The following is a 21,936-nucleotide window of genomic DNA, read 5'->3' on the forward strand; positions in this document are numbered from 1 at the left end:
AAAGGGGATGTATATAATCACATGAGCCAAACTAAACTCCGGGTTTCCGAGCTGGTCGTCGTACTTTCAATATTTGAAGTTGGAAGCACCACCTTATTTTTAATGGGGGCAGAAGCCAAGCAGGATGCATGGATAGCCATGCTGATAGGGGCTGCAATCGGACTTCTCCTTCTTCTCCTTCAGCTGGCCATTCACCGACGGGACCCCGAACTGGATCTCTTCCGATTGTTCCGCCGTTACATGGGCAAATATCTGGGTACATTCATGAATCTTTTATTTGTTGGCTACTTCACTTATGAAGCTTCCCGGAATTTACGCGATTTCGGTGAACTCACAGTAATGTCCTTGCTGAATCGGACACCCTTGTGGATTATTATCTTGATCACGATCCTGTTCATATCAAATATGGTCCGGTATGAGCCTCGAGTATTCTTCCTAACCATTATGGTTCTATTCCCCATTATCGCGGTAGGCTATGCGGTAATCATTGTTCTAATTCCGGCTACAGGTCTCTTTCATTTCGAATACATGCTTCCAGTGTTGGAGTATGGAATCGTACCGATTATAACATCGGCGGTTCCCGAGATCGTCTCCTTTCCGTTCGGACAGACGGTGTTATTTCTTGTTTTTTACCCGCTGGCCGTTAAAGGGCGGAATCTCCCTAGAGCGGTTATCATTACTTATATTATATCTGCGCTTTTTTTGACTATTTTTAATCAGTTGAATATATTTGTTCTCGGAACTGAGCTGGCGGCTAACATGACTTTGCCTCTTCTTGAAACTGTACAATTAATTCAATTGATAGAGGTGTTTGAACGGACAGATGCACTCTTCACCCTGATTCTCTTTTTAGGCCTGGGAACCAAGATGACTGCCTTTTACATTGGTGCGGTAATAGGACTCGAAAGAATGACCGGAGTTAGTTATAAAAGATGGGTTCTTCCTCTCGGTGCTCTACTTTATGGGCTCGCCTTTCTATCTCCCAACTACACCCATCACATTGAGATTGGCCGCGGCATCGCGGTTAATAAATGGTGGCCCATTTTTCAGATTTATCTGCCCATTTTTCTCTTTGTGGTTATGTTAATTCGAAAACAGAAACGAAAAAAAGCATAACTTATACCTTTAATGCACGCTCAATTGCAAAAAAAGACCGTATCGGCAAAAACGCCATTGTACTGTCTTCTGTGTGTTTGATACTTTTGCCACATCCTCGGTGGGTGCGCTCTATTCTTCTACCCGCTCATCCCAAAAAATAACAATTTTAGTTTAGATTTATTTAAATTAAATCTAAAACGATATAATTTAAGAAATCTGAAAACAACAGCGGACGAAAGTCCAAACATTCCCCATTACGGCCGACTCCTTGAAGGTGAAATCTTCAGTTCATTCTTAAGTATCTTTTCATTAGTCAGCTTTTTATTATAATTATGCTGGGAGGTACGCGCAAAACGTGCCTTCCGGCTATTTTTACGAGGAAAAACAAGGGAATAAAAAAGCGACCCTGCCCCTTTACCGGGCTTGGACCGCTTAACTCTCCCACTTCATTTTACAGCAACATAAAAGAGCCGCTGAGCTTTACCGTCCGCCTCAATCCACTTGAAATCGGCATAGGTTTTGACATCCGTAAAACCAGCCTTTAACAGCTCTTCAGTCAGCCATTCGGGCTCATAAGCACGCTGCACATGGGTCTCTTCAAAACGCCGGTACAGATCACTCCGGCCTTCTTCACGTGCAAATATCGAAAGGTGGTGCTCGATCTCGCGGCGCGGAACGTCCAGCTCACAGGTCCAGATATAGGATACGGAATCCTCGTCCAAAATAAACGGCTGCTCTTCCTCATATCGAATCAGTGTGTTGGGATGATGCACATCAAACAGAAAGGTGCCTCCAGGCTTAAGCCCTTCATAGGTACGGGCGAAAACGGCCTGAATCTCTCGCTCTTCCAGCAAATAATTAAGGCAATCACAGAATGAAATCACGGAGTCCACCGGCTCCGGAAGCTCCCATTCCTTCATATTCTGCCTGATCCACCGGACACTGCCCTCCCGCAAAAATCGGCGTCCCTGAGGATGCTCCTCCATTTTTCGCATAGCTACAGAAAGCATATCTGAGGATAAATCTATCCCGCTCATGTGATATCCTGCACCCGCCAGAGGGATCGTAATACTGCCTGTTCCGCACCCAAGCTCAGCCACAGTTACCGGTTTGCCGTGTTTCTTCCAGGCGGTCTCAGCAAAGGCAATCCAGTCAGGATAAGGCATATCCGCCATGAGCTCATCGTAAACATAAGCAAATTTCCCATAGGAAGACACCATGATTCACCGCGCTTTCTAGTAAAAATGATTAAACTCACTTATTGGGAATCCTCTTTACCTTCTACCGGTACATCCTCTTCCTCGCGGGCCAGATAGGTCCAGTTCTCCTTCTGGGTAACGATTCCTTCTTTCATCAGCTTGCCAAGCGCTCTCTTAAAGGCTGACTTGCTGATGCCAAAGCGCTGCTTGATAATATCAGCCGGTGTAGCATCCGAATAAGGCATGGCTCCGCCTGGGCGGGCGTTCAGAAATTCCAAAAGATTAGCGGAGTCAATATCCCTTCCCACTTCTTTGCGATGGGTCATCGAGAGGTTGACCCGTCCATCTTCACGAATATGCGAGACACGCGCTTCAAACTGCTCACCCAGACGGAGCAGACGGCTGCGTTCCGAGGAGTGGACCATACCAATGACTCCAAAACCAAGAACCCCGGCCTCCACAAGCACAAAAGTCCCCATTTGCAGCGGCTTGTACACTCTTGCGGTTACGGTTTGTCCCATCCAGGAGGATGGCGCAGCGATTGCTTGCTCGGCAAGCTCGTACTCTCCAGCCAATTTGGCACGAAGGCGGCCCTGCTTATCATGCTCCATCATTACATACACATAATCACCGACCTGCGGATGCAGTTCCTTAAGCTCGGGGAGCTCGCGGATGGGCAGCAGCAGCTGCCGCCCCAGTCCCATTTCCAGGAAGCAGCCCAGACGCGGATGAATATCCGCCACTTCCAGCAGCGCCATTTCTCCCAGTGTAAGGAACGGTTTCTTCATCGTAGCCGCGAAGCGGTCCTCCGTATCGAAGAACAGGAAAACTTCTACCGAATCACCCGGCTTGATTTTATCCGTCAGCTCCGTATAATGCAGCATTACATCCTGATCGCCCGCACTCAGAAAGTAACCGTAAGGTGAAACTTCCCGCGCTACTTTCAGGGTAACTATCGTTCCAGCGATCAAGCTCATATAGTCGTCACAACCTTGGCATCCGACCACAAACGCTCAATATTGTAATATTCACGTTCATCGCGGTGGAAAATGTGCACAACGACATCTCCCAGATCCATAAGCACCCAGCGTGCTGAATCAACACCCTCAATACCGCGAATATTTCCGCCGGCTTCATGAACTACCTTGCGTACTTCCGTTGCAATGGCTTGCACCTGAGTGTCTGAATTACCATGGCAAATCACAAAGTAATCACTGATAGGCGAAACCGTACGCAGATCCAGCACAACAACGTTGAGCGCTTTCTTATCTTCAACAGCCTCAACCGTTAACTGTAATAATTTTTCTGAATGTAATTTCATCCTTTTTCCTCCAATACTCTAACTAAATCATTTCGTGCCAGTACGGTCAGCGGAAACACAATTCGCCGCTTCTCCAGCAGCAGCCGGATTGTAGAGTCAAATCCCGCTATAAGCCCTTCCTCAAGGCTGGCCTTGGCCAGCTTCCGGATCTGATCCACACCGGGGAAATCCCGGCCGGGCTCAATATAATCGGCAAGACATACAATCTTCTCAAGGAGACCCATGCCCTCCCGTCCCGAGGTGTGGTATCGTATGGCATCCAGCACCTCACGGTCGACGATCCCGTACTCCCTCTCAGCAACAAAAGCGCCTACCTCCGCATGCCACAGCTGTTTATCATGAAGCAGCAATTCCTGCGATAGACCGTTGTCTTCGATAATCTTCCGCATCCTGTCCACGGCCCAATATTTGGCCAAATCATGCAGAATAGCAGCCGTCTCTGCCCGCTGCGGGTCCGCGCCATAGCGGTCTGCCAGCTTGACTGATGACTCCATCACGCCGAGTGTATGCTTCCAGCGCTTGTCGGGCATTTGCGCAGAGACCGCTTCAATCAGCGCTTCGCGGCTGTACTCCATACAATCCACTCCTATGAACATAATTAAAAACAGCCTCAGGCACCATATAACGAATCGATTTCCCTTCGGCGGCCCGTTCTCTGAGCATGGTGGAAGAGATATCGACCAGCGGCATATCTGCAAGCACAACCTTATCGGCGATCTCCGAAGGCAGTTCTTCAAGATCAAGCGGCGTTCCGGGACGCCCTACACCGATAAAGGTAAGCCGCTGCACAATCTCCTCAATCCCTTGCCATTTCGGAAGGTACTGAACCATATCCGCCCCGATAATGAAATAAAGGTCTATGTCCGGATAATGTTCCTGCAGCATTCTTACCGTCTCTATGGTGTAGGATACACCCCCGCGGTTCACTTCCCAGTCCAAGGTTCGAAAACATTCATGACCCTTAACCGTTTCCTTCACCATGGCCAGTCTGTCCTCACTTGAAACCCCTGCCGCATGCTTGTGCGGAGGGATATGCGAGGGCATGAACCATACTTCATCCAGTTCATAGCTGTCTCTGGCAGCTTCCGCTGCCAGCATATGGCCGATATGAAGAGGATCGAAGGTACCTCCCATGATTCCGACTTTCAAGAGGACACCTCCCTAAAGTTTTCGTGCATGAAAGAGATCATTTTAACGGGGCAGCTCGATGGTCTTGTTATCGCGGGATTCTTTGTACAGGATAATCGTCTTACCGATTACCTGAACGAGTTCGGAGCCTGATTGTTCGGCCAGCACGCTGCCGATTTCCTTGGGGTCCTCGATATTATTGTTCAGCACACTGATCTTCATAAGCTCGCGCTTCTCAATAGCTTCCTCAATGTGACGGACAAGATGCTCGTTCACGCCGCCCTTGCCGACCTGAAATACCGGATCGAGATGATGAGCCATAGAACGAAGATAGCGTTTTTGTTTTCCTGTTAACATAAATGAACAAAACTCCTTAATTAACATATATTATTACCCGAATTCCCTGAAACCATATCCTATGCACTACCGCCCAGGCAATCCAGAATGGTCTGCCGCATGATTTCAGTTGGAGCAGGCTGTCCCGTCCAGTACTCCAGTGCATAGGCACCCTGATACACGAACATGCCAAGGCCTCCATGAATCCGGCAGCCGCGTTCCTGACTCTCCTGAAGCAGGCGGGTCTGCAGCGGGTTGTAGATCAGATCGCTGATGATCATTCCCTCGTGAAAAAGAGAAACATCTACCGGTGTCTCATCCATATGAGGATACATGCCAACAGAGGTAGTATTGATAATCACGTCTATTCCATCCAGCATACCCTCTGCTTGATCCAGACTGATTCCCGTAATGTTTCCCTTCCTGCTCCATTCCGCTGCCAGCTCCTGTGCTTTGCCGGCTGTGCGGTTGGCTACAATAATGGAAGAAGGTTCTTCCTGAAGCAGTGCAGCTGTAATGCCCCGGGCTGCGCCACCGGCCCCGATAACCATAATCCTTGCGCCGGACAGGTCTGGAATGACCTCCGTCTTGAGTGAACGCACATAACCGATACCATCCGTATTATATCCGGTCAACAATCCGTTGGTATTTACGATGGTATTCACTGCGCCTATATCTATCGCGCTTTCATCCAGCACATCCAGATAGGCCATTACCGCCACTTTATGCGGTATCGTCACATTGACGCCGCGGAAGCCGAGTGTCCGGATGGCCTGCACGGCTTCACCCAATTTATCAGGAGTCACATGCAGCGGTACGTATGCCCCGGGAATACCCATAGCCCTCAGAGCAGCAGTGTGCATGATTGGAGATCTGGATTGCGCAATAGGATCTCCCATAACGCCCAGCAGAATGTCCCCGCTGCCGGGGGACCAGGTTGCAGTTGCCATAGACACGCCGTAAACCTCCTCGTTAGATCAGCGAAGGCCGGGTAAGCACCTTGACCCCGCGCGGGACGTGTACAGCCACGACCGCCCCTTCCGTTCCGTTCACCTTAATCCAGCCAAGGCCGGATATGAATATATCGCTGTGGCTGCCCCGGGTAATGCGGACCTCATGCCGTTGCCATTGCGGTAACTTGTCCATGACGTCCGTTCCTGGCGGAGACAGCAGTTCCCCGCGATGCTCTTGATACAAGGAATCTGCCCGCTCCAGCTTCGTCCGGTGAATGTTGAGCGTGCCGCTTATGAAGCAGGTAAAGGATTGACGATCCCCCTGGATAAAATCAAATCTGCCTAAACCGCCGAAAAAGAGACTTTGGCCCGCATTCAGCTGATACACCGCAGGCTTCAATGGCTGTGCCGGCATAACCGCATCCAGATCCTGACGTTCTACCAGCTCACTGTATCGCCAAGGATACACAATACCGGGAGTATCAATAATAAAGTGGCCGTCATCGAGCGGAATTTTGACAGTATCCAGAGTAGTTCCCGGATAACGCGAGGTCGTAAGCTCCTGCTCCAGATCACTGTAGTCCGAAATCAGACGGTTTATCAGCGTTGACTTGCCCACATTGGTTGCCCCTACTACGTATACATCACGCTGCCCGCGCAGTGCAGTCACTGATTCCAGCAGACGGTCGAAGCCCTGATTACGCTTGGCACTGCAAAGTACGATTTCCTCCGTCTTCATTCCATGCTCTTTACACCGCTGCTGTACCCAGTTCCGCAGCTTGTTCCAGTTCGTTACCTTGGGCAGCAAATCACATTTGTTGACCGCAAGAATAACGGGATTATTGCCTACGAAACGCTGCAGGCCGGAAATCAGGCTTCCTTCAAAATCGAAAAGATCGACGATATGAATAACGAGCGCGTTCTTCTCGCCGATGCCTCCGAGCAGACGGAGGAACTCGTCCTGATTTACCGATACGGATGAAGCTTCATTGTAATTTTTAATCCGGAAACAGCGCTGACAAATAACAGGCTCCCGTTCAAAGGCGACCTGGGGAATATACCCCGGAACGTCCTTTTGCTCGGACTGCAGCTTAATCCCGCAGCCGCTGCATTTTACGGGAAGCTGTGTTTCATGCTCTTGACTCATTAAGATTTTTCCTCCTCGTGCTCTAGCCACAATCCTTGTTTGCGCAGCCGGGTCAGAGCAATCTGCTCTACCCTGCGGTTAATTCTCGTGCCAATGCCTTCATCATGTACGGAAATAGGCAGCACCAGCACGGTATGAAGACCCAGCCGGTTTCCTCCATAGACATCCGTCAGCATCTGGTCACCGACTACAATGGTTTGCTCCGGGGGCAGCTCCATCCGCTTCATTGCCTTACGGAAAGGCGCATTACTCGGCTTGCGTGCCTGATGAACAAATTCAATATTAAGCGGGGTGGCAAAACGCGACACCCGTTCCATGTTATTATTTGATACAATGATCAGCTTGAAGCCGAACTGTTTCACTTTCTCAAACCACAACAGCAATTCAGGAGTAGCCAAAGGCGCCTTGGCCCCGACCAGCGTGTTATCCAGATCGGTAATAATGCCGCGATAACCTTTGATATATAGCTCCTCCAGCGGAATATCAAATACAGTATTCACGCGAAGCTTGGGAACCAACATTTCAAACAATACGTTCACCTCGATTTCATACAAAAAACTATATCATACTCTCTGCACTTCGCAAATGACTGAGGGTGGTGCTATTGTTACCGCCGGAAGCCTCAATGGCCGGACCTCAAGCTTTTCCGCAGCCGCAAAGCTTCAGTATACACGCTGTGCCAATCTTTGTCTTCTATAACATCCGGACTATATTGCGATTTTTCGAATATTCCCAGCAAAATAGAGAGATTGCCCGAAACGGACGGGCGCTTGCGGCTCCAATGCTCCACCGATTCGCGAAGCGTCTCATGTTCTTCCTTGGTAAAGCCTTTTCGCCTCAAGTACCTCACCCACCGCCCGGTTTCCGCTGCTACCTTTTGGGCCGGTGTTAAAGGGCGCCCGTTCCGCAGCTGCTGAATCAGAAAACGAAGTCTTAAGCGCCGGTGCCAGAGCTGATACCCCGCCCATGCCAGCAATACTGCGCCTGAAGCCAGTACAGCCCAGGTACCTAATGGAAAGCCATCCTGTGCAGCGCCCGCGTTCCCCGTTTTCTCTTCCGGCTGTGGAATTGTATCTTCTTGATCCAGTGGGTTTGCCGCGGAGTCGGTCTCCTCCTTGGTCAGTAGAGGAACATTAAAGCCCGGGGTCGCTTCAACCGGAACCCAGCCATACTCCCCGAAGTATACCTCAGCCCAGGAATGGGCATCCGCGTTTGTAATTGTATAGTTATTATTAACCGTCCTGCCCTGCTGTATTGCAATATTGTCAGGCAGCGTTGCCTGTTCGCCGGGTGCATAGCCTTTGACCCACCGGGCTGGAATATCAAGGGACCGGGCCATGGTCACCACCGCAGTGGAATAATAATCGCAGTAGCCCTCTTTGATCTCGAACAGAAAGCTGTCTACAAAATCAGAACTTCTGCCGCGCGACACGTCCGGCGTATTGGTGTAGGGAAAGGTTTGTTGTAAGTATTGTTGCAAAAGCGCCGTTTTTTCATACGGAGTTTGTGCTCCGGCAGTAATCTCCCGGGCCAGCTCCCTTACCCGTTCCGGAAAATCAGCGGGAAGCTGGAGAAATTGCTCTTCCCAATCATTCCCGTCATACAACTCTTCGAAGGTTTTTGCACTCAGCTCTTGAACCGGAATAATAGGAACCTCTGAGGTTAGCACATAGTTCTGCGGATACTTGCGGCCTCTTTCATCGGTATCCCACAGCAGCTCACTGTCCCGGCTTCTCCAGAATAAACCGCTGCTATTCACCTCGCCGTTAATCGTATCTACCCTGGAAACAGAATAAGCCCCGAAAAGCACCGGATAGTCGTTATTCCCCAGCATCTTAACCGTTTGCTGAAGAGTCTGGGTCTTAACCTTGGAAGTGTAGCCGTTCTCCAGAAGCTGGGCCACCTCCGCCCCGGCAATAGGTCCCCGGGTGAAGCGGTCATCATCCGTCCAGCCGCTCCCGGAATAGTTACTGCGGGTTTCTCCCCTCATATACGAGCGTAAATCCGAGGTTACAGTCATGACGGGTGTGTAGTCAAAAGCAAAGCCCCCGCCAAGATTCCCGTCATTCAGGCTGTACCCTGACGTGGTACCTCCTGCCGACGCCGTACCTGCACCTGTTCCTGATACGGTTCGGGCAGTACCGGTGCCAGACGAAACTCCGGTCCCCCGCAATTCCATCCATGCCGTATACGGATCGGTCAAGCTTGGCTTCACTTCAGGCATATTAACGCCGGTAATAATGATAAGAGAAAAAATGATAGCGATGTTAACGGCTACTTTGAAAGGATAATCCAATAAGTAAGACCAGCCACGCGGATATCGCTCCTGGAAGCTCCGTAAATGCTGAGTGACCAGCCAGCCCATACCGGCGAATACTGTCCAAGCGACTTCCTCCCATAATCTAGAGGAGGTAAAAGAATCCAGTGCGGCGAACGCTGCAATGTTCATACCCAAGAACATTAGAATACGTGCCTTATTGGATATCAGCCAGGATGACAGCAGCAGCAGAACCCAAGCCCCAAGCGCAAACCATAAATAGGGCAGCATCTGAACCGCTAGACCTGGAAGCCTTTCGCGCAGTGTCAACAAGGGGTCAGGAATATAATGCCCGTAATGTTTAATTGTCCAGTATACAATATAGATGACTGCCGCAGCTTCTACAATCATGCGGTACAGGAAACGGGCAGGAAATATAATCTCAATTAAAACGGCGGCTGCAAGCACCATCAATACAGCTGCAGTCGTCTCCCGGAACCAGAGCGGCTCCGTATAGGAGAGCCACTGCAGCGCGATAATCATAATCCACAGCAGCCTTAAAGAACGGTGCCAGGACGATTTCAGTAAAGTCCACCAGTTTTCCATATCAATTCTCTCCTCCCAGTACAGCTGGAAGCTCTTGAAGGGAACTTACGCCGTAGCCTGTTACACCTCGGGATGTCAGCACATTCTTCCAATCATCACTGCGGCGTACTCCTGCCGGATTAAGCACATGGATATGAGAGGGGGTCATTCCCCGGTTCTCGGCCCAGCGGAGTGTGTCCAGCACAGGTTGGCCGCTCTGGGGACTGATCAGCACAAAATAGGAACCTTTCGGGAACATTCGGTGCACCTTTTCCAGTCTGGAGACCAGGGTACCTCTGCCTTCCCCATTAATATCTATTAAGTATTGAATCATCTTTTGTCGTTCCGCACCGCTTTCTGCAGGAGAGAACAGCTTCGTGTTCTTGTCGAGACAGCAAAGGCCGATACCGATCCTCTCACGGATACCGTAGCCAAGCAAGGATGCAGCCGTAGAAACGGCCAGTTCAAAGGTATTTGAGGAAGTGTAGGCCTGTGTACTCCCGTCCAGCACAATCATCGTTTTGGGTATGGATTCATGCTCAAATTCCTTCGACTTCCAGGAGCCGGTCTTCGCCGTTGCATTCCAATGAATGCGTGTTAGGCGGTCGCCGTATACATAATCCCGCACACCATTGATTTGCGTAGTTTCACGCCGCGACTGAACCCGTGAGACCTGCGGCCCGGCGAGCCTCGAATTACGTTCATAAAGCTGCCAGCGCGGGATGAATACGGCACGGGGCAACACCCGGAACTGCCCTTGCGCCAGAAATCTGCCTTTATGCTGGGTCAGACCAAAGATATCCTCACAAATGATATCCGTCTCTGCAAAGGTATAGCTGCCGCGTTCCAAAGCCGGTGTCTGGAACCGCAGCTCTCCCTGTCCCCGAAAACTCGGTACGAGACTCTCCTCAAAAATCCATGATTCCCCATTATGCCGTTTTAATATTTCCCGCACGACCACATAAGGCAGCGGCAAAAAACCGGGAATCGAAATGTTAAGCTGCACCCGAAGATTTCCCCCCGCATAGAGCAAATCGGGTCTATCCTGTTCAGCATAAAGATTACGGATGCCTTTCGAACGGCGTACACCACCCAATCCTCCGACGATTAAATAAATAATAAGCAATGACACCATAATAAAGAGCATGAAAGAGGTTTTTCCGCCTTGAAATAGCACATACAGCAAAGTGATACCCCACACCGCGAGTATACCCGCCAGCTTGGCCGGCTGTATGGCAGCTGCCGCCGCAGATAAATGGCGTCTCATCTTATTGCCTCATCGTTACAGGAACATGAATGCTCTGCAGGAGCTTTTGCAGCAAAGAATCAATACTAACATTGTCCAGACGCGACTCCGGACGCAGCAGAATACGGTGGCTAAGCGCATAGGGGGTCAGGATCTTCACATCATCAGGAAGGACATAATCCCGTCCCTGTAAAAAAGCATAAGCTTTGCACGCCATCATGAAGGATAACGATGCCCTCGGGCTTGCCCCAAGCAAAACCAGCGGATGCTCTCTGGTCAGACGTACGATTTCCAGCAGGTAATTCAACACAGGGTCACTTATATAAACCTCGCGAATTTCCTTCTGAATACCTGCGATTTGCTCCATATCCGTAATCGGCTGGAGCCTGTCCACCGGCTGCCCATCTTGATGGTTCAGGAGCAGGTTCTTCTCCGTAATTGCATCCGGATAACCAAGGGTGATCCGCAGCATGAAGCGGTCAAGCTGTGCTTCAGGCAGTGTGTAGGTCCCTTCGAAATCAATGGGATTCTGTGTAGCACACAGCATGAACGGGTGCGGCAGTGTATAGGTCTCGCCGTCAACGGTGACATTCCGTTCCTCCATGACTTCCAGGAGAGCGGACTGCGTCTTGGTTGTTGCTCTGTTAATCTCATCGGCCAGCAAAATATTAGTCATCACCGGGCCCGGACGAAAGTGAAACATCTCATCGCGTGGATGATAGACGGAAACCCCGGTAATATCGCTCGGCAGAATATCAGGATTACACTGAATTCGCCGGTATTCCCCTGACATGGATCTTGATAGTGCGCGAATGAGTTGGGTTTTGCCGGTCCCCGGCACATCCTCAATCAGGACATGCCCGCCAGCTAGCAGCGCTGTTAGAAGCAATTGAATTTCGAAAGATTTTCCGAGGATGCAGGATTCCAGATTGCTGCGCACAGCATGGATTATTTGCATTGATTCTTGACGTACGGGCATTATATAGTCAACCTCCTATGTCAGAATTAGCAGTATAATGTTTATTTTACATGATTGAGGGACCCAAAGTACATTAGCCGGGCTGCTGAAAGTGAAAATAGGCCTGAGTAGGATGTAGGTTGATGTTCTGGGCGGACGCTCCGCGGGAATCGTTTCTACAATACGTACCGCTCATAACCGGCTGGAACAGGCCGTTACAGATCAAAAACAAAAACTAGCCAGTCTCCAATAACCCGAGAACTGGCTAGTCTTTTGCCGTTTTATATCATCCTTATCCCTTGGGCCGAACCATCAGCGCTGCAAGGAATGAAAAAACGATGGCTGATGAAATCCCGGCGCTGGTGATGTCAAAAATTCCGGTTACGACACCGATCCAGCCATCCCGTTCCAGCTCAGTCAGTGCACCGTGCACAAGAGAATTACCAAAGCTCGTGATCGGCACCGAAGCACCGGCCCCGGCGAATTTGACCAGGGGGTCGTACACTCCGATGGCATCCGCAACCGCACCTAACACAACTAAAGTACTCATGGTATGGGCAGGCGTCATTTTTACCACATCAAACATCAATTGACCGATTACACAAATGGCTCCCCCGATTAGAAAGGCCCATAAATAAATCATGCTCCCTCACCTCCGCTCTCCAGAGCAACTGCATGCGCAACACACGGTATACTTTCTCCCTGCTGATAAGACAGCGGCGAGAGCAGCGCTCCGGTGGCCACGATAAGCACACGCTTTAATTCACCCTTCTTCATTCGTTTCAGAATATGGCCGTACGTTACAACCGCTGAACAACCGCAGCCGCTTCCTCCGGCGATTACATACTTCTGCTGGTCCAGATTGTAAATAAGAAGTCCGCAGTCATCAAACCTTGTCTCCTCCATCGGAATTCCCTCATCGGCCAACAATGTTTTGACTATGGGGAAGCCTACTGAAGCAAGGTCGCCGGTCACAATCAAATCATAATACCCTGGAGAAAGACCCGTATCCCGAAAATGCGCCGCTATGGTGTCCGCTGCCGCCGGTGCCATGGCTTGTCCCATATTGAAAGGATCTGAAAGCCCGAGATCGACAATGCGCCCGATGGTGGCATAGACTACTTGCGGACCTTTTCCGGAACCGTCATTTTGACCGACAATGGCGCAGCCTGAGCCTGAGACCGTATATTGCGCCGTTGGCGGCTTTTGGGAGCCGTATTCTGTAGGATAGCGAAATTGTTTCTCAACCGTGCAGTTGTGGCTGGATGTTCCTGCGAGTGCGTATTTGCTTCCGCCGGAATCTACAATCATCGATGCAATCGCCAGGCTTTCCATTGAAGTGGAGCAGGCGCCGAACACCCCCAAATAAGGGACTCCAAGCTTTCTGGCGGCAAAAGAACTGCTAATAATCTGATTCATCAGATCGCCGCCCACGAAAAACTCCAATTGCTCCTGCACGATCCCTGCGTTTTCCAAAGCCAGAACGGAAGCCTTCGTAAAAAGGGCTCTTTCCGCCTTTTCCCATGTCTTCTCGCCCATCTCGAGAGAATCATATATGAAATCAAAATCAGACGCTAAAGGTCCTTCTCCCTCTTCCGGTCCCACTACAGCGGATGAGCCAAGAATGACGGGACGGTTCTCATACTGCCAGGTCTGGCTGCCAAGCTGCTTCATATTTTAGTTAACCTCCCCAGCCCAAAAGAGCATAGACTATGCCGACCAAAAAGGCAGCCACCGTACCAAAGACAATGACTGAACCGGCCAGCTTGAACATGTTGCCGCCAACACCGAGTACAAGACCTTCAGAGCGGTGTTCCAGAGCGGCAGAGCACATACTGTTGGCAAATCCGGTAACGGGAACCGCTGAACCTGCTCCGGCCCATTGAGATAATTTGTCGTATACGCCAAAACTGGTCAATATAACAGAAATCAGAATCAGCAAGGCAACTGTGGGGCTGGCGGCTTCTTTGGAGGTCATTCCGAAGATGGCCATAAATGCTTCCTGAATGCCTTGTCCAATCACACAGATCAGTCCACCCGACAGAAAAGCCCGGATACAGTTTTTCATCACTGGCCTGGAAGGTACATGAGGCTTGGATAATTTTTCATAATCCTCCTTAGTCATAGAGTCAAGCCGCTGCTTAACCCCGGGACTTTTCGTTTTCGCCGACAAAGAGCCCACCTCCTGGGTTTTAGCGAAGGGAGCCCGCCTTTTTTTAATGTACTGCTGGCAAAGGCTCCTGCAACTCTCTTCGCTTTAAGGTTTTTCCTTATTGTTTGCTGGCAGCCGCCCCGTTATGTCACACCCGCTCAGGTAAAATAAAGCAGCACAATGATCAACAGCATAAACAGCACCAGTATTAGAATAGTGTCCCTATCCCTCCTGCAGCGATATTCAGACTTATTGAAATTTCTTCTGACGGTTACGAATTTTGACGATCCTGGTCCCCTTGCTCTATGGACAGCTTTTGTATGACTCATCCTCTCAGCTTCCTTTCCCGGCCCCTGCGTGAAGAGCCCCTCCAGCAATATATTCAGGCTCAGTCCGCCCGGTGTACGGATGTCTTCTGCAGGAAATGGACAAGAGGGATAACAATGTTCATACTAGACCGTAGTAAAGGAGCGATTAACCTATGAATCAGGAAACCATGGATTTGTTCAAAACGCTGACCGAATTCCCATCAGCTCCCGGATTCGAGCGCGAACTGCGAGCCTATGTGAAAGAAGCAATGACACCGTATACAGATGAATTCGTGCAGGATCGTCTCGGAAGTTTGTTCGGCGTACTGCATGGGGAAGTGAACGGCCCGAGGATTATGGTTGCGGGACATTTTGATGAGGTTGGCTTTATGGTTACCGGCATTACCGATAACGGGATGATCCGATTCCAGCCGCTGGGCGGATGGCTTGCTTCAGCCGTTGCTTCACAGCGGCTTCAGATCATTACACCGGGCGGAGTCTTGATGGGTGTTGTCGGAAGCACTCCAATACATCTGGTCAGTGTTGAAGAACGGGGAAAGACAGGCGATGTCAACAAAATGTACATCGATATCGGCGCAGACAGCCGCGAAGAAGCACAAAGCTTTGGTGTGGCTCCGGGACAGCAGATTGTGCCGATCTGTCCATTCACACCGCTTGCCAATCCCAAGAAAATTATGGCTAAAGCCTGGGACAATCGGTATGGTGTAGGTCTTGCCATTGAGCTGGTAAAGGCCTTGCATGGAAAAAAACTGCCGAATACAGTCTATGCGGGAGCCACTGTGCAGGAGGAAGTCGGCCTGCGGGGAGCCCGTACAGCGGCTAATCTGCTGTCACCCGATATTTTCTTCGGCCTGGATGCCAGTGCTGCTGCGGATATGACCGGAGACCGGCAAGCTTTTGGACAGCTGGGTCAAGGTGCTCTGCTGCGTATCTACGATCCGACTATGATCACCCACCGCGGCTTGATCGAATATGTACAGGATACAGCGGATACGCACCGTATCAAGTATCAGTACTTTGTTGCCCAGGGCGGAACAGATGCGGGACAGGTACATATCAGCGGAATCGGTGTTCCGTCAGCGGTAATCGGAATCTGCTCACGTTATATCCATACGGCCTCGTCTGTGATCCATAGCGATGACTATGCAGCCGCCAAAGAACTGCTGATCAAGCTCGTAGAAGGCTTGGACGCTACAACGCTCCGCACCATTATTGAGCGCAGCTAAACACTGCTAAGCGAGCTAACCTTAGCAGACTATGGGTGAGTGGGTTGGTGGGTGGGTGGGTGGATGGATGGATGGATGGATGGGTGGATGGATGAATGGCCATTTCCAAGTTTTTCTGTGAGGTTTACTGCCTCGCCTGAGAGCTTTAGCAGGAAAAAATCCATATATTTTCCTGAAATTAACTGTTTTTGCTGGAATTATAGGGAAAATATACCTCTAATCCAGTAAAACCACAAAAATACGTCAGATTAGATGGAGAAACTCCCGTTAATTCATCTCAGTAGGCCGTTTGCTATCCATTAGGAGGAGAAACTCCCTTTAATTCATCTCAATAGGCCCTTTGCTGATCCATTAGGAGGAGAAACTCCCTTTAATTCATCTCAGTAGGCCCTTTGCTGATCCATTAGGAGGAGAAATTCCCGTTAATTCTTCTCAGTAGGCCGTTTGCTATCCATTAGGAGGAGAAACTCCCTTTAATTCATCTCAATAGGCCCTTTGCTGATCCATTAGAAGGAGAAAATCCCGTTAATTCTTCTCAGTAGGCCGTTTGCTGATCCATTAGCAGGAGAAATTCCTGTTATTTTATACCCTTAGGGTATGGGGGAATATTCGCTAGAATATCGTTACTAACTTGTGTTCTCAATGCAATTAGTATCCATATTTATACAAAAAGCCGCAGGGGCATCTTACGCCCTGCGGATTTTTCATATCATTGACCATCCTCGGAAGAAGAAGGTAATTATTTAAGCTTGTTATACTCAACCATTACAGACTTATGCACCTCATGGTCTGCTGCAAGGCCAGTGTACTTTGTAACGGTTGCCTCTACACCGATGTCGGCAATGGACGCTTGAAGCTCTACCGCTTCAGGATCATCCTGCACATTGAACAGCAGCGCAGCGGCCATTGAACGTGTCAAGGCGCTATAGCTGAGGCCTAGGTCATACGCCTGAAGCGCCGGCGATACCAGACGGTCATTTGGAGAGAGCTTGCGAATCGGCGAACGGCCCACACGGGACACTTCATCTGTCAGGGACGGATTGCGGAAACGCTCCAGGTTCTTTTCGATATACTTGGTGTGCTCGGCTTGATCAAAGCCGTGCTTGCTCACTAGAACGGCACCGGTTTCCATCAGCACTTCTCTTACCAGAGAGGTTAGTTCTTCATCGGCCATGGCCTGCTGAATGGTTTCATATCCGCGCAGAAATCCAAGGTAAGCGGCTGAACAATGTCCAGTATTCACTGTGAATAGTTTACGCTCAATATAAGGCTCCAGATTATCCACGTAATGTACGCCTTCAATGGGTGTATAACCCGGGATCATCTGGGAAGAATCCACAACCCACTCATAGAATGGCTCTACTACAACCTTAAGGACATCCTCATGCTGCTGCAACGGCACAATCCGGTCTACGGCTGCATTCGGGAACGCTACGGAAGCCTCTGCCTTGCTCCGGGTTTCTTCATCCAGCTGAGCATACACCAGCTCTTTAAGCTGTGCGCTTCCGCCAATCGCGTTCTCACAAGCGATCACATGCAGCGGGTCGGAAGAAACAGCCAGGCGCTTGCTGATGCCCTGGGCAATGGCACCGGCAATATGCTTCAAGATGGATACGCCGACAGCGGTTGTTACGATGTCTGCTTCCGCAATGGCAGCAATCACCTCTTCAGCTTGGGTTGCGCTGCTAAGGGCCGTCACATTGGTTACGGTAACGGTTTCCTGACCTTCGCTGGCCAGTGTGACCGGATACTCGCCTCTCAGCTTCAACTGTGATACAAAGGCCTCATTGACATCCACAAAGCACACTTCATAACCTGCCTGTGACAAAAGCAGGCCGATAAAGCCTCTTCCAATATTGCCTGCACCAAAATGTACTGCCTTCATTACTCGACGCCTCCTTCAAAGATCTCAATAATAGCAGCCGGGGTAGGTGCGTTCAATACGCGTTCAATGGCATCATCCTCGGTGAAGATCATCGCCACATTCGTCAGGATTTCCATATGGGAGTCACCCGCAGCAGCAATCCCGATAACAACAAATGCTGGCTCGTCTCCGCCGAAATCAACTCCACCCGGGAAGCGGACAACGGATAAACCCGTGGAATTGATGAATTGTTTTCCCTCTTTTGTACCGTGGGGAATAGCAAGACCTCCGCCCATATAGGTAGATACGACTTCTTCCCGCTCCAGCATTTTAGGAACGTATTCCTCGGACACATGTCCTGCTTCAACAAGCAGTTTCCCGGCAATAGTAATCGCTTCATATTTATCTTTGGCGTCGGCATTCATTATAATCTTTTTCTCTGACAGTATACTCATATGGTTTCTCTCGCTTTCAAATTTTATTTTCAAAAAAACGCAGAAGCTCGGAGGACAAATATCGCCTGATTTCCGCTTCTGTCCTCTCCTCCAGCAGTCTTACCAATTCGGAATTGATCAGCAGGGCGCTAATTTCACTTAAAACCTCCAGGCTTTCCTTGGACAGCTTGCGCGGGGCCAGCATCAGCAGGATCACTCTGACTTCTGTATTCCCATCCAGTTGAACCGGCTGGCGGAGACGATATAAGGTCAAGGACGACATATGGATATGACTGCTCCGCGTATGAAAAAGCGCCAAACTTGTATCCGGAATAACCTGACTCGCCATTCTTTCACGCTCTATCAGGCGCTCCAGCAGAATATCGGGATCACCAATCACACCGCTGCCGTTAAGCCTATCCAGCATTTCGGAAAGCGTAGCAGGCAGGTTCATCCCCCCGTTATCCAAAGGGTAAAACCGGAAGCGTTCAATCAGACTGACCATCTCATCCAAAATGCCTTTATAGCTTTTCATTCTGTCCAAAGCCGCTTCTTCCCGCACAACTTTCTCGGGCTCATTAAAAGAAGATGGGCTGCGCTCCTTTAAAGTCGTGTTCTGGATATAATTAAGCAGCTTATCGATCTCATCCCCTGGAAGCAGGGGGCTGATTTTGATATACCGGTCCTTTGCCAGCGGAAGATCAATGGTAGAAATAATCAGATCATAATCTTCTTCAGGCATACGGGCGGCTTCATACCAGGAGATGTTGCCGAGTACCTCGATTTGCGGCATTTCCTTCATAAGTCTTGTAGCCAACAGCCGTGAAGAACTGAGCCCGCTGGCACAGACAAGAATGGCCCGAACATTGCGCCTGAGCTGATTCAGCCTTTCTACCGCTGCTCCGAAATGCATAACCAGAAATCCGATCTCCTCATCCGGAATTTCCAGATCCATTTCCATATCTTCTACAGCCGAGCGTACAATGTGAAATAAGTATTCATAGTCTTTCCGAATAGGTCCCAGCAGAGGATTTCGTATACGGGTTCCTTCACGGATGCGCTTCAGCGCCGGATCAATATGCTCAAGCAAGCCCTCCCGCAGAGAACGGTCGCTCTGAAACGGAATTCCTGTCCGCTTGACTACATTTTCTGTTAACTTGTATACGATTTCCATTAAACCTATGTCACCATAGGCAACACCTGAGGAAGAAAATGACTCCTGAACCCGGTCAAACAAGCCGGCAATGTACAATATTTCCATCCGTGAAAATTCTAATCCCAAACTCTCTCCCAGTTTTTGCACGAATTGCTCGGAGCCGGGAATATTCCGGTGATCGGAAACTAACGTGTATCCAGCCTCTTCAACGCTGGCAATTCCTCTTCCGATCTCTACCCGTCTTGTTGTGACCGCGAGACCCAGCAGCAGCTCCATGTAGACAATTTCCGGCAGCTCTCCTGTCCACATCCACTCCATGTCCCACAAGGTATTCTCAACATGCAGCAGATTGTTCTTACCAACCATAGCAAGGAGCATATGGAATACCGGATTGCCCTCGGTCTGCTGCGAGTGTCCTACCAGATCCGACTGATCCAGATGTTCGGCAGCCAAACGGCTGATGGCTCTGCGCTTATCGATCTCCCCACCGGTAATTTCAACGCCATAACCTCTTCTGCGTACCAGCTGCAATCCGAACTTCTGCACCCACGGCTCCAGCTCATCCAGATCATAGCTGATTGTAGCCACGGTTACCTTCAAGGAATGAGCCAGCGAGAATAGCTTGACCGGCTCTTCCGCCTCGAGCAGCAAGCACAGCTCGTATACTTTACGGTCTTCGCCGGAATATTCCGCCGGCTTTTCTTCCTGCAAAAAAAGCCGCAGCTCCCCAAGACCGGTCTCCAGACCGCTCAATTGAATGCCTTTTCCTGATTTCCGGTTCAGATTTACACCAAAATCCTCCAGTATACGTTCAATGTCTTCCATCTCCCGGTGAACGGTTCTTACGCTGACTCCGGTGCCTGCGGCAATTTCGGCGGCCGTGATCCCTTCACTTACTCCCAGGAGAAGCAATATCATCTGGCGCTGTCTGGCGGTAATTTTCCTCATATCAGGATACCTCGCCTTACATGGAGACAAACGCTGGCTTTATGGGCCAGCGTCTCCTTTTATTTGCATTTGTTGTAATTATAAGTTTAATTCAAGCCTTATTTCAAACGTTCCACAAGCTCGTCGTATTTCGGACTCTTAAGGAAGTTATCGATTGAAATGTGTTCCGCATTCGGATTGCTGGCAATCGCACGATCAGTCAAAGTCTTCTGCGTAACGACGATGTCGGCATCTGCCGGAATTTCGCTGACAGCGGAGTTAACAACCGTAATGTTCACGCCTGCTGTTTGCAGTTTCTTTCTCAGCACGGAAGCACCCATTGCACTGGAGCCCATTCCAGCATCGCAAGCGAAGACAATTTTGTTAACATCAGCTTTGTTGCGAACATTAGCGGCTACGTTAGCTGTAGCAGCTGTTTGCGCTGCTGTACCTGCACTCTTCATATCTCTTACTTTTGCTGCTGCTTCTTCCAGATCCATTTCCTCTTCGTCATTCTTTTTAACAGTCTTAAGCAGGACAGAAGCGATCAGGAAGGATACGACGGTTGCTGCGATTACACCCGCAAGCATCGGAAGGTATCCGCCTTTAGGAGTCATTGCGAAGTAGGCAAAGATACTACCTGGCGACGGGGAAGCTACCAGACCTGCGCCAAACAGTTGGAACGTAAAGGTACCTGTAACACCACCACCAATAGCAGCCAGAATCAGACGAGGATTCATCAGGATGTAAGGGAAGTAAATTTCGTGAATACCGCCCAGGAAGTGAATGATAATCGCGCCCGGTGCGGAAGATTTAGCAGAACCGCGGCCTACCAGCCAGTAAGCAAGCAGGATACCAAGACCTGGACCAGGGTTCGATTCAAGCATAAACAGAATGGATTTGCCGACTCTAGTCGATTCTTCCAGTGCGATTGGACCCAGAACACCATGGTTGATCGCATTGTTCAGGAACAGTACCTTCGCTGGCTCAATAATGATATTTACGAGCGGCAGCAATTGGTTATCAACAAGGAATTCTACACCGCTCGAAAGTACATTGGTAAGACCTTGGATAACCGGGCCGATACCTTTGTAAGCTCCCAGAGTCAAAATGGTACCGATAATTCCAAGCGAGAAATTGTTTACAAGCATTTCGAAACCGGCTTTGATTTTACCTTCAACCGCACGGTCGAAAAGTCTCAGTACCCAACCCGCCAGTGGACCAACAATCATCGCCCCGAGGAACATTGGAATTGTGGAACCGACAATAACGCCCATCGTTACTACTGCCCCGATAACACCACCGCGTTTACCGTGAACCATTTGACCGCCGGTGTAACCGATTAAGAGCGGTAGCAGGTACGTGATCATTGGACCTACCAGAGCGGAAAGGCTTTCATTTGGCAACCAGCCAGTTGGAATGAATAATGCCGTAATTAAACCCCAAGCAATAAAAGCGCCGATATTCGGCATAACCATACCGCTCAGCATACGGCCGAATTGTTGGACTTTCACCCGTGCACCACCAGATGAATTTTGTTTTGTTGCCGTTGTGGCCATTTTAAAATGCCCCCTTAATTATTGAATGGGATGCCTCCGCTTCAAGCTTGTTTGAAGTCAT

The 21,936-nt window shown here is 49.8% G+C and carries 21 protein-coding genes; 2 read left to right on the forward strand and 19 right to left on the reverse strand.

Annotated features, from left to right (window positions below):
* The first annotated feature begins 21 nt into the window (after nt 1-21).
* On the forward strand, nt 22-1,116 hold the full coding sequence (locus PaeBR_RS19795) for a GerAB/ArcD/ProY family transporter (RefSeq protein WP_410512222.1): 1,095 nt from the start codon (nt 22-24) through the stop codon (nt 1,114-1,116).
* Between the two features lie 428 nt (nt 1,117-1,544).
* On the opposite strand, the gene PaeBR_RS19800 is transcribed toward PaeBR_RS19795, so the two are convergent.
* The 15 genes from PaeBR_RS19800 to spoVAC all read right to left on the reverse strand — a co-directional run bounded on the left by PaeBR_RS19800 (nt 1,545) and on the right by spoVAC (nt 14,353).
* On the reverse strand, nt 1,545-2,315 hold the full coding sequence (locus tag PaeBR_RS19800) for a class I SAM-dependent DNA methyltransferase (RefSeq protein WP_410515250.1): 771 nt from the start codon (nt 2,313-2,315) through the stop codon (nt 1,545-1,547).
* Nucleotides 2,316-2,356: 41 nt separating this feature from the next.
* Nucleotides 2,357-3,274, reverse strand: coding sequence for a S1 RNA-binding domain-containing protein (locus PaeBR_RS19805; RefSeq protein WP_410512223.1), 918 nt, complete (start codon nt 3,272-3,274; stop codon nt 2,357-2,359).
* A complete protein-coding gene (gene rsfS, locus PaeBR_RS19810) occupies nt 3,271-3,618 on the reverse strand; it encodes a ribosome silencing factor (RefSeq protein ID WP_410512224.1) in 348 nt (115 codons plus the stop codon). Before rsfS ends, PaeBR_RS19805 begins: the two co-directional genes overlap by 4 nt.
* Complete coding sequence (yqeK, locus tag PaeBR_RS19815; RefSeq protein WP_410512225.1) at nt 3,615-4,193, reverse strand: bis(5'-nucleosyl)-tetraphosphatase (symmetrical) YqeK; 579 nt, start codon at nt 4,191-4,193, stop codon at nt 3,615-3,617. The genes rsfS and yqeK overlap by 4 nt, the downstream gene beginning before the upstream one ends.
* Nucleotides 4,165-4,767: a nicotinate-nucleotide adenylyltransferase gene (locus PaeBR_RS19820; protein ID WP_410512226.1), complete on the reverse strand. Its 603-nt coding sequence runs from the start codon at nt 4,765-4,767 to the stop codon at nt 4,165-4,167. The genes yqeK and PaeBR_RS19820 overlap by 29 nt, the downstream gene beginning before the upstream one ends.
* Before the next feature lie 42 nt (nt 4,768-4,809).
* The gene (yhbY, locus tag PaeBR_RS19825) at nt 4,810-5,103 is read right to left on the reverse strand and encodes a ribosome assembly RNA-binding protein YhbY (protein WP_410512227.1); all 294 of its coding nucleotides are present in this window, start codon (nt 5,101-5,103) and stop codon (nt 4,810-4,812) included.
* A gap of 59 nt (nt 5,104-5,162) precedes the next feature.
* On the reverse strand, nt 5,163-6,032 hold the full coding sequence (gene aroE, locus PaeBR_RS19830; RefSeq protein WP_410515251.1) for a shikimate dehydrogenase: 870 nt from the start codon (nt 6,030-6,032) through the stop codon (nt 5,163-5,165).
* A gap of 22 nt (nt 6,033-6,054) precedes the next feature.
* On the reverse strand, nt 6,055-7,182 hold the full coding sequence (yqeH, locus tag PaeBR_RS19835) for a ribosome biogenesis GTPase YqeH (RefSeq protein WP_410512228.1): 1,128 nt from the start codon (nt 7,180-7,182) through the stop codon (nt 6,055-6,057).
* Nucleotides 7,182-7,712 carry a YqeG family HAD IIIA-type phosphatase gene (locus PaeBR_RS19840; protein ID WP_410515252.1) on the reverse strand — a complete coding sequence of 177 codons (531 nt, stop codon included), beginning with the start codon at nt 7,710-7,712 and terminating at the stop codon, nt 7,182-7,184. Before PaeBR_RS19840 ends, yqeH begins: the two co-directional genes overlap by 1 nt.
* Nucleotides 7,713-7,804: 92 nt before the next feature.
* On the reverse strand, nt 7,805-10,045 hold the full coding sequence (locus PaeBR_RS19845) for a transglutaminase-like domain-containing protein (RefSeq protein WP_410512229.1): 2,241 nt from the start codon (nt 10,043-10,045) through the stop codon (nt 7,805-7,807).
* A gap of 1 nt (nt 10,046) precedes the next feature.
* Nucleotides 10,047-11,291, reverse strand: a complete 1,245-nt coding sequence (locus PaeBR_RS19850; RefSeq protein ID WP_410512230.1) for a DUF58 domain-containing protein — start codon at nt 11,289-11,291, stop codon at nt 10,047-10,049.
* A gap of 1 nt (nt 11,292) precedes the next feature.
* Nucleotides 11,293-12,249 (reverse strand): AAA family ATPase, encoded by a 957-nt coding sequence (locus tag PaeBR_RS19855; RefSeq protein WP_410512231.1) that lies wholly within the window; start codon nt 12,247-12,249, stop codon nt 11,293-11,295.
* 271 nt (nt 12,250-12,520) lie between these two features.
* Nucleotides 12,521-12,871, reverse strand: a complete 351-nt coding sequence (gene spoVAE, locus PaeBR_RS19860) for a stage V sporulation protein AE (RefSeq protein WP_410512232.1) — start codon at nt 12,869-12,871, stop codon at nt 12,521-12,523.
* Complete coding sequence (spoVAD, locus tag PaeBR_RS19865; protein ID WP_410512233.1) at nt 12,868-13,902, reverse strand: stage V sporulation protein AD; 1,035 nt, start codon at nt 13,900-13,902, stop codon at nt 12,868-12,870. The genes spoVAE and spoVAD overlap by 4 nt, the downstream gene beginning before the upstream one ends.
* 7 nt (nt 13,903-13,909) lie before the next feature.
* Nucleotides 13,910-14,353, reverse strand: a complete 444-nt coding sequence (gene spoVAC, locus PaeBR_RS19870; protein ID WP_410515253.1) for a stage V sporulation protein AC — start codon at nt 14,351-14,353, stop codon at nt 13,910-13,912.
* A gap of 508 nt (nt 14,354-14,861) precedes the next feature.
* Between spoVAC and PaeBR_RS19875 the strand changes: the two genes are divergently transcribed.
* On the forward strand, nt 14,862-15,935 hold the full coding sequence (locus PaeBR_RS19875) for a M42 family metallopeptidase (protein ID WP_410512234.1): 1,074 nt from the start codon (nt 14,862-14,864) through the stop codon (nt 15,933-15,935).
* Nucleotides 15,936-16,674: 739 nt separating this feature from the next.
* Here PaeBR_RS19875 and PaeBR_RS19880 read toward each other — a convergent pair.
* The 4 genes from PaeBR_RS19880 to PaeBR_RS19895 all read right to left on the reverse strand — a co-directional run bounded on the left by PaeBR_RS19880 (nt 16,675) and on the right by PaeBR_RS19895 (nt 21,875).
* A complete protein-coding gene (locus PaeBR_RS19880; RefSeq protein WP_410512235.1) occupies nt 16,675-17,820 on the reverse strand; it encodes a mannitol-1-phosphate 5-dehydrogenase in 1,146 nt (381 codons plus the stop codon).
* Nucleotides 17,820-18,254 carry a PTS sugar transporter subunit IIA gene (locus tag PaeBR_RS19885; protein ID WP_410512236.1) on the reverse strand — a complete coding sequence of 145 codons (435 nt, stop codon included), beginning with the start codon at nt 18,252-18,254 and terminating at the stop codon, nt 17,820-17,822. The genes PaeBR_RS19880 and PaeBR_RS19885 overlap by 1 nt, the downstream gene beginning before the upstream one ends.
* 16 nt (nt 18,255-18,270) lie before the next feature.
* Nucleotides 18,271-20,337, reverse strand: coding sequence for a BglG family transcription antiterminator (locus tag PaeBR_RS19890; RefSeq protein ID WP_410512237.1), 2,067 nt, complete (start codon nt 20,335-20,337; stop codon nt 18,271-18,273).
* A 98-nt stretch (nt 20,338-20,435) separates the two neighbouring features.
* A complete protein-coding gene (locus tag PaeBR_RS19895; protein ID WP_410512238.1) occupies nt 20,436-21,875 on the reverse strand; it encodes a PTS mannitol transporter subunit IICB in 1,440 nt (479 codons plus the stop codon).
* Between the last annotated feature and the right edge of the window lie 61 nt (nt 21,876-21,936).

The sequence above is a fragment of the Paenibacillus sp. BR2-3 genome (assembly GCF_046529485.1).
Lineage (GTDB): Bacteria > Bacillota > Bacilli > Paenibacillales > Paenibacillaceae > Paenibacillus_AQ.

What these genes read in the sequence shown, in the direction of transcription:
- PaeBR_RS19885 (WP_410512236.1), bottom strand. Translation starts at nt 18,254, where the DNA reads ATGAGTATACTGTCAGAGAAAAAGATTATAATGAATGCCGACGCCAAA.
- PaeBR_RS19850 (WP_410512230.1), bottom strand. Translation starts at nt 11,291, where the DNA reads ATGAGACGCCATTTATCTGCGGCGGCAGCTGCCATACAGCCGGCCAAG.
- yqeK (WP_410512225.1), bottom strand. Translation starts at nt 4,193, where the DNA reads ATGGAGTACAGCCGCGAAGCGCTGATTGAAGCGGTCTCTGCGCAAATG.
- PaeBR_RS19880 (WP_410512235.1), bottom strand. Translation starts at nt 17,820, where the DNA reads ATGAAGGCAGTACATTTTGGTGCAGGCAATATTGGAAGAGGCTTTATC.
- yhbY (WP_410512227.1), bottom strand. Translation starts at nt 5,103, where the DNA reads ATGTTAACAGGAAAACAAAAACGCTATCTTCGTTCTATGGCTCATCAT.
- rsfS (WP_410512224.1), bottom strand. Translation starts at nt 3,618, where the DNA reads ATGAAATTACATTCAGAAAAATTATTACAGTTAACGGTTGAGGCTGTT.
- PaeBR_RS19845 (WP_410512229.1), bottom strand. Translation starts at nt 10,045, where the DNA reads ATGGAAAACTGGTGGACTTTACTGAAATCGTCCTGGCACCGTTCTTTA.
- PaeBR_RS19890 (WP_410512237.1), bottom strand. Translation starts at nt 20,337, where the DNA reads ATGAGGAAAATTACCGCCAGACAGCGCCAGATGATATTGCTTCTCCTG.
- PaeBR_RS19795 (WP_410512222.1), top strand. Translation starts at nt 22, where the DNA reads ATGAGCCAAACTAAACTCCGGGTTTCCGAGCTGGTCGTCGTACTTTCA.
- aroE (WP_410515251.1), bottom strand. Translation starts at nt 6,032, where the DNA reads ATGGCAACTGCAACCTGGTCCCCCGGCAGCGGGGACATTCTGCTGGGC.
- yqeH (WP_410512228.1), bottom strand. Translation starts at nt 7,182, where the DNA reads ATGAGTCAAGAGCATGAAACACAGCTTCCCGTAAAATGCAGCGGCTGC.
- spoVAC (WP_410515253.1), bottom strand. Translation starts at nt 14,353, where the DNA reads ATGACTAAGGAGGATTATGAAAAATTATCCAAGCCTCATGTACCTTCC.
- PaeBR_RS19855 (WP_410512231.1), bottom strand. Translation starts at nt 12,249, where the DNA reads ATGCCCGTACGTCAAGAATCAATGCAAATAATCCATGCTGTGCGCAGC.
- spoVAD (WP_410512233.1), bottom strand. Translation starts at nt 13,902, where the DNA reads ATGAAGCAGCTTGGCAGCCAGACCTGGCAGTATGAGAACCGTCCCGTC.
- PaeBR_RS19875 (WP_410512234.1), top strand. Translation starts at nt 14,862, where the DNA reads ATGAATCAGGAAACCATGGATTTGTTCAAAACGCTGACCGAATTCCCA.
- PaeBR_RS19805 (WP_410512223.1), bottom strand. Translation starts at nt 3,274, where the DNA reads ATGAGCTTGATCGCTGGAACGATAGTTACCCTGAAAGTAGCGCGGGAA.
- PaeBR_RS19895 (WP_410512238.1), bottom strand. Translation starts at nt 21,875, where the DNA reads ATGGCCACAACGGCAACAAAACAAAATTCATCTGGTGGTGCACGGGTG.
- spoVAE (WP_410512232.1), bottom strand. Translation starts at nt 12,871, where the DNA reads ATGATTTATTTATGGGCCTTTCTAATCGGGGGAGCCATTTGTGTAATC.